Below are 13,407 nucleotides of genomic sequence, written 5' to 3' on the forward strand. Positions count from 1 at the left end.
CTTAAAAATTTAAGTCGACACCGAAGTTATAACGCCTGGTTGTAGGGTATGATCCTCTTTCTGAACTGCCTGCTGTTGCAAAGTTCGACTCGCGGTCGTCAGGCATTTTGCTCCAAACCCATAAATTATTCCCGTTAACAAACAGCCTTGCAGACTTAACACCTAATCTGTTTACAGCTCTTCCACTTAGGGTATAGGCAACCTCAACGTTTTTCAACCTTATATAAGATCCGTCAAATTGATACCGTGCACCGGTAAGACCTTCAGGATCTGCACCCCAACGCGGAAGAGGTGTATTGCCCTGACCTGTAACAGGTGAGTAATAGGTCCCCTCTACAAATGCGACATTGGAAGGAGATGATGTTTTAAAAAAAGTGGGGAAGTTAACGAAACGGGTCACGTTGTTTACGCCATAAAACTGGGCAAAAAGGCTCAATGCTTTCCAATCGAAACCTAGAGAAGCGTTATAGGTGTTTTGTGGAGAGCCTGAATAGCCATAAGGTGCCTGATCAAACGAATTTATGATGCCATCAGCATTATAATCGATAATATTGTAGTCTCCGGGAAGTTTGAACGCATCATTGCTATTACGCTGTGTGCTTCCGTAAACATCATCCCAAGAGCGTAAGTACGCTGACTCCAAAAATGATCTTACCTGCCCTAATTGCCAACCTGCCTGCTTTTGGTATTGCGGCAGTAGCTCACCATCATCACGGAATTTTACGGTATTTAAAGCACGGGTCATATTCGTATTAGCCCATACCCTAATATCCTTGTTTACCTTATAATTAAACCTCAATTCGAGCTCAAAGCCCTTTCCTTCAACTTTACCAAGATTTGCATTTGGTGCAGCTTGTCCGAAATACTGAGGGATAGCTCTTGAATTTCCTGAAATGATGATATCAGTTCTTACATCCTTAAACATGTCTAAACTTCCCGCAACTAATCCCTTAAGAAAGCCGAAATCGACCGCAATATTTCTTTTTTCTACATTTTCCCAGGCGATGTTAGGATTACCCAATTGGGTCATTCTATAATAGGTATAAGGTGAATTTTGATTCAGGGTACCCATGGCTGCATTTCCGCCCAAGGCCCATTGATCCCTATACAAGTAGCGGTTAGCGAATTCATCAAAACCCAATCTATCACTTCCTATCTTACCCCACGATCCGCGTAGTTTCAGGTTATTGATAAATTCCAGCTTCTTCATAAATTTCTCATTACTTATTACCCATCCTGCTGAGACAGAGGGGAAGAACGCGAAGCGATAATCAGGCCCAAACTGCTCTGATCCGTTATAAGCACCATTTGCCTCCAAGAGGTATTTCGAAGCAAAACCATAAGTTGTACGGAAAACCCAATCTTCTCTATATTTTGGAAACACGCTACCCCGGGCAATTTGTTCCCTCATAAACAGACCCATCAATCCAAGGTCATGCTTCGCGAAGCTCCGATTGTAATTCAGCTGAGCTGAATAATTTTTTCTGCGGTAGGTTTGTCCCTTGTCAACGGCACCTGGACTTACCCGCCAATTGGTCACTCCGAAATAATCTAAACCGGTAGTTCCACTAGTCGGGATTGTATAAGTAACCTGTCCGGTTAAAGGATTTACGTACTTTCGTTGAGTTTGATTCTCCCCTAGGTTATTATCAATGATACCACGATCGATTTCTAAGAATGTATTGTCAAAAGAATAATTGAGCCTTAAGCTAAGCCCTTTTGTAAGCATTTTAAGGTCCTGATTCAATACAAAATCTGTGGTTAGCTGAGTGTTCGTGTTTTGCTCAAAACCGGCAGTTGCCTGATCAGCAACTGAATTGGGCTGATCAAAGTTATTTGTGTATTGCCCAAATGTTCCATCTGAATAAATTGGACGAATGGCATCGGGAGCAGATTTATAAGCGGACGACCAAACAAAGTTTTGTGAAAAGTTGCTATTCGCAGGTTGATCCCAGGGAAACATACGCCTACCGTTCGACCCAAATAATTTGGTAGAAAGTTTAGTAGTTTTGGTTACATTAAAATCAAGATTACTTCTAAAGTTGATCCGATCATAACTATAGCCATTAGTATAGCCCCGATTATTTTCAAAGGTTTTAAAGATGTCACCCTCATGTGCATAATCAGCAGATGCAAAATAAGTTACAGATTTGGTACCACCTGAAATGCTCGCGTTAGCACCATAAGACATACCGTAATCAGCTAACAGTTCCTTTTCCCAATCAACGTTTGGATATCGATCCCACTCCTCGGAGTTTGCCGGGAAACGGTATTTCAACAGAATCTCTTGTGGTACTACATTGGAAGGGCTCCAACCGGCAGGATTTACAGATAGCTCTCTTTCGATTACCCGGTTCTTTAGCGACAAGCCATCATAAGAATCATACTTTCTAGGTAAACGTGAAACCGTTTTAACAGTGGAGTTAACTTTTGCTCTAACCACAGCCTTACCCGCAGTACCTGTTTTTGTGGTTATCAGAATAACTCCGTTTGCACCTTTTACTCCAAAGACTGCGGTTGCCGATGCATCTTTAAGTACCGAAATACTTTCTACTGAGGAGATGTCTACCGTACCGATAGGACGTTCAACTCCATCAACTAAAACTAATGGAGAACTATTGTTCCAGGTTGTCTGAGCACGAATTAGAATCTCAGGGTTTTCATCTCCCGGCATACCACTCGACGTGGTAGTAACAACGCCAGGTAAATTACCAGTTAAAGCTTGCCCTAAATTAGTAACACCGCCAGTACGTTCTAGAACTTTTCCGCTTGTTTGGGTGATCGCACCAACAAGTGATTCCTTTTTTTGCTGCCCATAACCTACAACGACTACCTCGTTCAGCATCCTATTATCTTCCTGAAGTGTAATTTTGATGGTAGAATTCCCACTAACTTTTACCTCCTTGGTTATCATTCCGAGGTACGTAACTACAAGTGTTGCACTTGGATCAATAGACGTTAAAGTAAATCTTCCATCCGCATCTGTAGTAGTTCTTTTTGTATTATCCCCTTTTACAGCTACAATGGCTCCAATCACAGATAAACCCCTGGAATCCGCCACAGTTCCCCTTAGTGTTATTTTATCCTGCGCATAGGTTTTCAAAACACTGAAAATGATCAGTAAAACCAGGCACGGAATCTTAAGAAATTGCTTTCTTTCATTTTTCATTATTAACAGTTTATAAAAGTTTCATAATTAATAGCAGGACTTCAATGTCAGCCTCTGCTTCGGTTAACAGATCAACCTATTCTCAATACGGGCATCCCTTGCTCTGGCCGGGAACGGCACCAATGTTAATTCTATAGCATAGTGTAAGCTTGAATAATAGAAAGCAGGTGTTTGGTCTGCCCTCAATAATTTAAATAATTGTTAGTGTTTCATCCGATACAGGGCACCTTAGTTTTGTCAATACAATCCCATTAAGTAAGCTCAGTTCAGAACTCACTTTAATTCCTTCTATTGAAATAAATTGAAAAAACTTAGGAAGCTGATGTTCTTAAGTAATGCTTTTCGCTCTTATCCAATAATGTTGCGAGAGAGAAAGGATTTGAAATCCCGGCAGGGTTTCTTTGGTTAGTAAAGATTGTCTCATCTAAATATAATTTGGTTAATTAATAGCAAGTTCGCCCTGATCTCCTTGATCTAATTTGAAATGCTTTCCATATTTCAATTCCAAGTTTCCAGGATCAATTGGAGTATTTTATTCCCGAATTGATTTCTCTAAAGTAGATACCCAGCATTTTTACACATGGCACAATTGTTCAAATTATAACCCATTTTGTTCAACAGGCTATTTAAAGACTGCATTTCAAGTATCTAGAGGCTATTAGAGTTGAATATTAGTATCAAATCAAACTGATAGCATTAACAAACTACCCGAAGCGAATGTGCCCTATAGTACATTTGTCTTATAACAGCTTCTTCAAAGGAGCATACTCCAGACGTTGAATGACGTTGAATGGAAGAAGCTGAAATTAGTTAGAATGCGTTTAGAATATTTTTTATAGGAAAGACTTAGCTGAATTACTGGTAAAAAGAAAGGGAAACCAAAGTTTCCCTGACAAACGTGCGTAAAATTTCTTCGTCTGATATTGGATAAATACTACTTTACTTCATTCTTTGTTCTTTCTCCTCGTTTTACCTGGATGAATTCGGAAGGTAACATATTGAATTTAGTCTTGAAAGCCCTGGCAAAATAGTTTGGAGTTGAAAATCCAACAGAGTAACTAACCTGCGCAATATTCATATCGCTTTTTTCTAGTAGAACAGCAGCTCTGTCCAGCTTAACCGAGCGGATAAACTCAACAGGAGTTTCGCCCGTTAACTCCAAAACTTTAGTATACAACGACCCTCTGCTCATTCCTACCTTTCGGCTAAGGTCTTCAACAGATAACTGGGGGTTGGTGAGATTGGAATCTATGTATTGGATCACTTTACTCAACAGCTTTTCATTATCTGATTCAACCTTAATCTCGGGCGCCGACACCTTCAATTGTTTGGTATACGTGCTTTTTAATCGCTCATTTAAGGTAAGCAGATTCCGGATTTTAACATTTAATATTTCAAAATTAAAAGGTTTGGTCATAAAATCATGCGCACCAGTTTCTAATCCCTCTAATTGTGTTTCTTCCCCGGTAAGAGCAGTCAATAACAATACCGGGATATGACTCGTCCTTTTATCCGACTTTATCTTCTTGCACAGATCTATCCCACTCGCGTGAGGCATACTTATATCACTAACCACAAGCTGAGGGTGAGCAGATAATACTTTTTGCCATCCTTCTTTGCCATTGGTAGCTTCGACAATCCTATAAAAAGTTTTCAAGTTATCTTTGAGGTAGAAGCGAAAATCATCATTGTCTTCTACTAAAAGAATTACGGGTAGTTGTGCATAAGAAAGCTCTGAATCAGCTTTTTGTTCTCCGATAGTGATGTCAGGAGATTGTATGGCAAATTCAGGTTCTTCCGCCTGATTTTCGTCCTGAATACTTTCAAACGGAAAGTTAATAATAAAGGTTGAGCCCTTTCCCGAGATACTTTCAACCTCAATTGTACCACCGTGCAATTTCACAAACTCCTTTGTTATAGATAACCCTATTCCGCTTCCCTGATTAAGGATTGCTGAGCTCGCATTTGTTTGAAAGAACCGTTCAAATATCTTTTCACGGGCATCATCCTCTATACCTATACCAGTATCAATAAGGCATACTTTTAGTCCTGCGCCATTACTCGCTCTATCAATTTTTAAAACAACTTCCCCTCCTTGCAAGGTAAACTTGAAAGCATTAGACAGAAGGTTAAACAAAACGCGCTCAACCTTCTCATGATCAAATCGCGTAAAGTAGTATCTTAACTGACTCCTAAACTCAAAATTGATTTGTTTCCTGGCAGAAAGATCTCTGAAAGATTCTGCTACATCCCGTGCAAAGGCTATAAAATCACCTTCTGTATCGTTCAATTTTAATTCCTTCTCCTCCATGTTCCTGAAATCCAGTAACTGATTCACCAGGTTCAAAAGCCTCCTTGCATTCCTGCGCACCATATTAAGTTTGTCAGCTTTTTGAGGAAGGCCTTCCTGCTGTAATAATTGCTCAACCGGCCCCATTATAAGAGAAATAGGTGTACGAAACTCATGGCTTAAGTTAGTTAAGAATTTAATTTTCAACTGATCAAATTCGTGCAAGCGTTCGGCCTCCCTGCGTTCCTGTTCTATCATTTGCTGAACTTGCATACGTTCCTGCTCAAGCGCAAACTTCGCTTCCAGTTTTTCAATTCCCCGACGGCGAGTATACCATAAAATAAATCCAGCTAACAGAATATAAAGGGCATATGCGTAGTAAGTTCGCCAAAAAGGAGGACGAACGTAAACAACAATAGAGGTAACAGGACTCTTCCAGTCGCCAGATTCGCTTACAGCTTTCACGTAAAAGGTGTATTTTCCCGGATCGAGGTTAGTATAAACAGCAGTATTGATAGCACCAACATTATTCCAATCTCTATCGAATTTTTCCAGTTTATACATGTATCTGTTCTCATGAGGAGATGTGAAGTTAAGTGCTGCAAAACTGAATGAAAAGTTCTGCTTATAATCTATCTCTACTTCTTTGGCCACCGAAATATGTTCCTTAATTTCGGAATCTTCGGCGGGAACTACACTCCTGTTAGAAATTTTCAAATCAGTAAGTACCACCCTTGGAACGATTTTATTAGAATGTAAATCAGCAGGATTAACATAGTTAAAACCATCTATTCCCCCAAAAAACATAGTTCCATCCTTGAGCTTTAACCCTGCCCCTAATACAAAGGGACTTCTCTGGAGTCCATTGTAATAGGAGTAATTCTTGAATTTTCTGGATTTAGGATCAAAGCTGCTTACACCTTTGTTCGTGCTTACCCATATCTTCCCTGAATTATCTTCAAGTATCTTATAGATCGCTTCATTCGGAAGTCCATCTTTTTCTGTGTAGGATACAAATTCCTTTTTCTTGGTATCGAAGTAAGCTAATCCTCCTTCAGTCATCCCCACCCACATAGTACCATTTGAGCTAACCAGAATCGTATTTATATTGTCTTTGGGGAGCTTGCTATTATTTCTGTTCAGATTCTGAGAAGCACCGGTAAATGGATTGTAGATAACAATTCCTGCTCCACGAGATCCAATCAGAATATTTCCATCATGATCTTCTTCAATCGCCCGAATGTATCCATTTAGCTGGATAAAATTTGTTCCCTTCTCATATTTACTGAATCTCCGGAACACTTTTTTGGTAACATCGTACATGTTTACCCCCTGGCCATTGGTTCCAATCCATACATTACCTCTGCTATCCTTCCTTATACAGAAGACATCTGTACCACTAATGCTTTGCGGATCAATACCGGCAGTTACCTGTCTTGTGTCCCCTGTCTTTGTATCATAAATAAAAAGCCCATTGAGAAAAGTACCCATCCAAATTTCAGATCCCACGCTTTCCATTGTTAAGATTGAGTTAGCCTTTCCGTCGTTAGCAATTTTCAACTGTCTTATCAAGCCTGTCTTAGGATCGAAGTAATTGAGTCCTCCACCATCTGTACCAACATAAATACCTGGTTCTGTAGATTTTGCAAAGGAAGTAACCACTGAAGCACTCAGACCTGCTGGATCAAAAGGATTGCTTTGGCGCAGATTAAAAAATGGAAGGTTTTTATCATATTTATTTATCCCACCGCGAAAAGTTGCCACCCAGTAAACATCATCTCTGTCTATAAGAATAGACTTTACGGCCTTGCCTATAAGGCTATAACGGTTTCTTAAATCTCTTACTACCCGCTCTACACGGCCTGTAGAAGGTTCCAGAATATTAAGTCCATCCTCGGTTCCCACCCATATTTTCCCATCTTTGGCTGCTGCAACCGCGTAAATAAGATTACTGCTCAAAGACTGTCTATCTGAGCTTTGGTTATAGGAGTTAAACTTATGAGTCCCTGGTGAAAGTCTGCTCAGACCCCTATCTGTTCCAACCCAGATATTACCGTTATTGTCCTGGGTAATAGTAGACACTGAATTATCAACCAGGCTTGAATTGTCTCCCTCTAAATGATAATAACGTTTAAAGGTTCCAGAGGCATTTTTATACAGATACAGCCCGCTAGCAGTACCAACCCAAATCCGATGACTTTTATCCTTAAATACACATCTAATCCCCTTGGATACGAGCGTTTGATCAATACGGCTTTTTGCAGGAAAAGGATAGGCTTTTCCTTTAGAAGGGTCGAATAGTATAAGACCGCTGTAACTTGCCAACCATAAATTTCCATCTGGGGCACTAGTCAAAGATACCACTGGAAGACCGACCACCTTATTGTAATTGATGAATGAATCCATCTTACGATTATAAAGTGTTATTCCTGCCTCCGTAGCTATCCACAAATTTCCCTTTTCGTCTTCGTAAATATCAAGAATCTCATTTGAAAAGATACTTGTGGAATCTGCCTCAGTATGCCGGTAAACGGTGAATTGTTTTCCGTCAAACTTATTTAAACCATCGTCTGTACCGAACCACATATATCCAAATCTATCTTTCAGAATAGAGGTAACTATATTTGAAGATAAGCCTTCCCTGCTACCGAAATTCATAAAATTCAGTTCACTTCGCTGCGCAAGAATTTTGGTTGAAAGAAAAATGAAAAAAATAAGGAAATAACAGTATCTCAGCTTCAACATCTCTGGCTATTCGTTTTCTTCGGATTTTTAATTGGTCACACACATTATCCTCACAAGATTCAACATAAGGAAGTCTTATACGAAGATACGCTAATGTTGTTCGATATGGTTAATTAGTTCGGACTTGTATGGATGTAAAAATAATTTTGGAAGCATGATTAACAATGTAGTAATTGTACGGAAAGATAGCACATATGTTCAATAAAGCGTTAAAAACAGGAGCATAGGGCGTTTCCTGCTTAAAGTACCCACGTTTTTTCTGAAAGTCTAACGTCTATAAAGAGGCCGAAAATAACCTCCCGAAACCTTCATCCTCCGTTTGTGGCTTTCTGCTCATGGAGGTTTTTCTTTAAGGTTTAGTATAACAATGAAAAGCTTTTGAACATCTGCATCCAATAATTATCTATAAAAAGCACTGGGTGCGATAAGTTGAAATTACTTTTGAATATGAAGACACACTTACTGAAAATCCCTTTACTGTTAGCCTCTGCAGCCTTTATTTTTATAAGTGCTAAGAGTTTTAAAGAAGTTAAAGGATTAAAAGACTATTACAAAAAATACTTTCCCATGGGAGTAGCCGTCAGGCCTTCAGAACTATCATCAGAAGAGTCGAAGCTTATTCTCAATGAATTCAGCAGTATAACTCCGGAGAATGCAATGAAGATGGGGCCAATACATCCAAGAGAAGACAGATATTTTTGGAGGGATGCTGACACTATAGTCAACTTTGCGGTGAGAAATAAGCTAAAAGTAAGAGGGCACACGCTCTGTTGGCATGCCCAAACGCCAAACTGGTTATTTATAGACTCTACAGGTAATAATGTAAGTAAAGATGTACTTCTTCAGAGATTAAAAAGTCATATAAATACTGTCGTTTCGCGGTATAAGGGGAAGATTTACGCCTGGGATGTTGTTAATGAAGCTATTGCAGACGGACCGGAATTCCTCCGCAAAACAAAATGGACAGAGATCGCAGGAGAGGAATTTATAGAAAAAGCATTTGAGTATGCACATGCGGCAGATCCTAATGCAGTGCTATTCTATAACGATTATAATACTGAAATCCCTGCAAAAAGGGATAAAATTTTTAAATTACTGAAAGGACTAAAAGATAAAGGTGTTCCGGTCCATGGCGTTGGCCTCCAGGCTCATTGGTCAATCTCTACACCTACTCGCGAAGAGCTTGAGAAATCTATAGAAATGTTTTCTTCACTAGGTCTGCAAGTACAATTTACCGAACTTGACATATCGGTTTATAGTGGAAGGCAGGGAGGCCAATTGATACAGGGCCAGCAGCAACCTCAACAGCAAAAATCCGTGTTTACCGCTGAAATGGAGCAGCAGCAACTCGAAAAATACAAAATGGTGTTTGATGTTTTCAGGAAGTACAAAAAGAATGTAACCGGGGTTACTTTTTGGAACGTTTCAGATAAATATACCTGGTTAGATGGACGCGGGAGAAAGAACTTTCCTTTGTTATTCGACCAGGAATTGAAGCCGAAAAAGGCTTATTGGGAAGTGGTTAAGTTTTAAAGCAAAGAATAATCCCTGAGTTAAAAATAAGCTCAGGGATTATTTAACCTTATTTCACAGGTTTAACACCCTCGGTTGTTTGTACGATCTTTTGAATCGTTCCATCTTCGTTATAGTACATATAGTCAACACATATTGATCTCCGGTAACTTCCTCCGGTGGGCAGAGAACCATTATGATAAAAGAAATATGACTTTCCTTTAAAATCTACTATGCCCGGGTGAGTGGTAAAACTGTTCGGAACGTTTTCCTGAATTATACCTCTATATTCCCAGGGTCCTGCAGGGTTCGAAGCTGTACAATATTCAATCATTTCAGGCTTTGTTCCTGCACTTGCATAGACCAGGTAGTATAGACCTTTGCGCTTGTACACCCATGGCCCTTCAATATAATTCTTTGGATTAAGAACTGTGATAGGACCATCCGTTTCGATCATATTATTCTTCAACTTCACCCATTTGCAACTTCCATTGCCCCAGAACATGTAGGCCTGCCCGTCATCATCTACAAAAACAGTGGGATCAATATCATCCCATGCATGAGGCTTATCCTTAGTCATCTCGTTAGTAATAAGAGCTTTACCAATAGCATCTTTAAAAGGGCCTGTAGGTTTATCTGAGACAGCTACACCAATAGCAGCTCCGCCTTTGCTTACGCTATCGCTCTTATGAAAGGTTGACACAAACCAATAGAATTTCCCGCCTCGTTCTATGCACTGGGCGGCATACGCATCGCCAGTTGCCCATGAGAAGGTTTTTGGCGAAAGTAGAGCTCCATGATCCTTCCATGTTTTCATGTCTTTAGAGGAGAAGACATGCCAGTCGGGCATATTATAGTTCGTTGCTGTAACAGAAGCAGTATCATGCCCGGTATACAAATAGACCGTTCCTTTATGGACTATAGGCGAAGGATCAGCTGTGAAGATGTGTTTAATGATGGGGTTTTGTGCCTTTGAATTTATCACCGATCCTAAGGATAGAACTATTGCAAAAAAAACTTTTTTCATATTCTATATATCTGTTTAATAATAAGATTCGCTTAATAATACTAGTTCAAGCTTACCGTAATTCCTTTTCCATGATAAGATAAAGTTTTCTTCACGCTCGCCACATTACCTGCTCGATTCTCATCCTCTATCACGAAAATCCTTAAAGTTCTATTCCTAAGATAACCAGGGTAAGAACCTTGAATATTTCCAATCCCGAGGGTTCTTGTACTATCATTCCAACTAAATGGAATAATTGTAAAGTGCCCTTTTTCATAATTGTAATTGTCGCCTTCGTCTTCGTAGAGTTGAAAGCTCCCATTAGCACCCGGATAAATTCTGATCTCCAGATCACCAGAAGTCTTTTCAGAACTGTATTGCTTGATCTGTCCAATTGGGATAATTGAACCGGCTTTAATAAAAACAGGAATTTTATCCTGAGGAGCGTCGGCAGTTATGGTTTGTCCACCCTTGCATTTTCTTCCTGTCCAGTAGTCATACCAAAGAGTATTTTTCGGAAGGTAAACATTCCAACTTGTTACTTCTGCTTCCGTAACAGGTGCAACGAGCATCGACTTGCCAAACATGTATTGAAAACCTTGCTGAACAGCTTTCTCATCGCTTGCAAAATCCATTACCATTGGCCGCATTATTGTCGAGCCGTTGCGCGAAACCTGCCACGCCTGTGAGTAGATGTAGGGCAATAACATGTATCGGAGATTGAGCATGCTTCTCATATTATTCTCCACTTTTTCTCCATATTTCCATGGTTCGGTCTCAGACTGGTAACCATGTATCCGGAATATTGGATTGAACACCCCCCACTGGAACCAACGGGTCAGAATATCATGATATTTCTCGTCAGTGTACTGAGAACGACCCGGCCGGAAAAACCCTCCAATGTCAGTGGTCCAATACGGCATTCCGGTTATATTGAAGTTCAGTCCCGCTACGATCTGGCGTTTAAAAGTATCCCAATTCCAACCTATATCCCCAGACCAGTTGATCGTGCCATAACGTTGTTGACCAGGGAAAGCTGAACGCGTTAGAATAGCTACTCTTTTGCTTGGATCAGTAGTCCGCTGACCTTGGTAAACTGCTCTTGAAACCAATAATGGATAAGTAAGACGGTAGAAATCCCCGAGTCCATAATAGGTCTGTTTTCCTTTCAAAGCGTCGTTTTCAGGTTCTGTTGCATCCATCCACCAGGAATCAACACCCTTACTAAAAAGATTTTTGTTCAGAGCCTTCCAGTGCGTCTTTTGGGTTTCAGGATTATATATATCAATCCAGGGACTGTTAGGGATATAAAGTTTTTTTTCAACGTATTCCTTGGCTACTTCCGATTTTCTATCGAGATTTTCCCAAACAGAAACAGAGAACCGGGCATTTAAATCGTGCAATTGCTTAATAAAATTAGCGGGATCGGGGTAGTTAGCTTCGTCAAATTTAGGAACGCCCCAGCCGTATTTCCCCCAATATTGCCAATCCTGCACAATCACATCCACAGGGAGATTTCGTCTTCTAAACTCCTTTACGGTCTCCACCAGGTGATTTCCTGATGTGTAACGTTCCCGGCATTGCCAGAAGCCGTAGGCCCACAGCGGCAGCATTGGGACATTTCCGGAAAGATTACGATAATTTGCAATTACCTCGTCAGCATTTCTACCAGCGAATACAATGTAATCTAAAGACTTAGCATTTGGAGAACGAAAAGTTGTGATATTGTCTGCTGATTCCCAGGAAAACCTAGGGGTATTTGACGCCTTACAAACAATTTGCACCTCGTGAGTTCCTGCTTTTAGTTTTATAAGCTTTCCAGCGGATGGAGGGAGCCATAAGTTTGACTGATCAATCTCTGCCTTTCCGTCAATCACTACCAAATGCCGGTTGTCCATATCGCCCAAATCAAGCATAATAGAATACTCACCGTCGGCTGGAATATTAAATGTTCCCTTATATACGGACTGTTGTTGAGATACCTGCTGAGTACCTGCCGTGGTAGTAACCTCAGCATCACGTTTTTCACCAGCTATAGTATCCCTTTTTACCAGATTCACATAATTATCTGTGGGGTTGTAGTCCGTTAAACCGTATTGATGCCAGAGAATCCCGTAATTATTACTGGAATAAAGGAAAGGAATAGCGATTTGAGTATTTACCTGAGTTAGCTTACGACTGACGTTCCTTAGATTATAATTGCCGTCCTGAAACTGGCCTAGTCCAAACAGAGACTCGCCGGAGGGGGAAACGAAGCTTTGCTCAGCTATAAAGCAGCGTTCTCCCATCACCGTGTTTTCTATTAACTTTCGGCCCCCAGGCTTTTCACTCAGAAACACTTTACCCGCAGCATTTATGAATTCGAGAGCCGTAGTTTTCTTACTAAAAAGCACCGTAAGTTGGGAGGTTATCAACTTCAAATGTGTTGCAGTTTCTGCGAACTTAAATTTTGGAGCAACCATCCTATTTACCAAAACTAACTCCTGTGATTCCTTAAGTCCATCCTTCTCCCAGCTTACTCTTATTACTTTGTCGGTTAATGGAATAAGGTTCAGAACACCTTCTGAAAGATCAATGGAGAGCCTGTTGGCTTTTAAAAGATGTTTCTTATATGTTTGCCCGAAGAGAACAGAGGGAAGCAAGCATATAATCGAAATGAATACTCTCATAGATCAGGGTATAATT

Annotated in this window: 5 protein-coding genes; 1 reads left to right on the forward strand and 4 read right to left on the reverse strand. The window is 40.3% G+C overall.

Translation table 11 applies throughout. From position 1 onward, the window contains the following. Position 1 precedes the first annotated feature (1 nt). The gene (locus tag J4N24_RS12245; protein WP_242691607.1) at positions 2 to 3,169 is read right to left on the reverse strand and encodes a SusC/RagA family TonB-linked outer membrane protein; all 3,168 of its coding nucleotides are present in this window, start codon (positions 3,167 to 3,169) and stop codon (positions 2 to 4) included. A gap of 934 nt (positions 3,170 to 4,103) precedes the next feature. Beyond that, complete coding sequence (locus J4N24_RS12250) at positions 4,104 to 8,117, reverse strand: hybrid sensor histidine kinase/response regulator transcription factor (RefSeq protein ID WP_207533978.1); 4,014 nt, start codon at positions 8,115 to 8,117, stop codon at positions 4,104 to 4,106. 534 nt (positions 8,118 to 8,651) lie between these two features. On the opposite strand from J4N24_RS12250, the gene J4N24_RS12255 reads away from it, so the two are divergent. Further along, a complete protein-coding gene (locus tag J4N24_RS12255) occupies positions 8,652 to 9,737 on the forward strand; it encodes an endo-1,4-beta-xylanase (protein ID WP_207533979.1) in 1,086 nt (361 codons plus the stop codon). A gap of 49 nt (positions 9,738 to 9,786) precedes the next feature. On the opposite strand, the gene J4N24_RS12260 is transcribed toward J4N24_RS12255, so the two are convergent. Both J4N24_RS12260 and J4N24_RS12265 read right to left on the reverse strand, forming a co-directional pair. Next, the gene (locus tag J4N24_RS12260) at positions 9,787 to 10,743 is read right to left on the reverse strand and encodes a glycoside hydrolase family 43 protein (protein WP_207533980.1); all 957 of its coding nucleotides are present in this window, start codon (positions 10,741 to 10,743) and stop codon (positions 9,787 to 9,789) included. Positions 10,744 to 10,784: 41 nt separating this feature from the next. After that, positions 10,785 to 13,391: a glycoside hydrolase family 31 protein gene (locus J4N24_RS12265; protein ID WP_207533981.1), complete on the reverse strand. Its 2,607-nt coding sequence runs from the start codon at positions 13,389 to 13,391 to the stop codon at positions 10,785 to 10,787. Between the last annotated feature and the right edge of the window lie 16 nt (positions 13,392 to 13,407).

The organism is Desertivirga arenae, from assembly GCF_017355785.1.
Taxonomy (GTDB): Bacteria; Bacteroidota; Bacteroidia; order Sphingobacteriales; family Sphingobacteriaceae; genus Desertivirga; species Desertivirga arenae.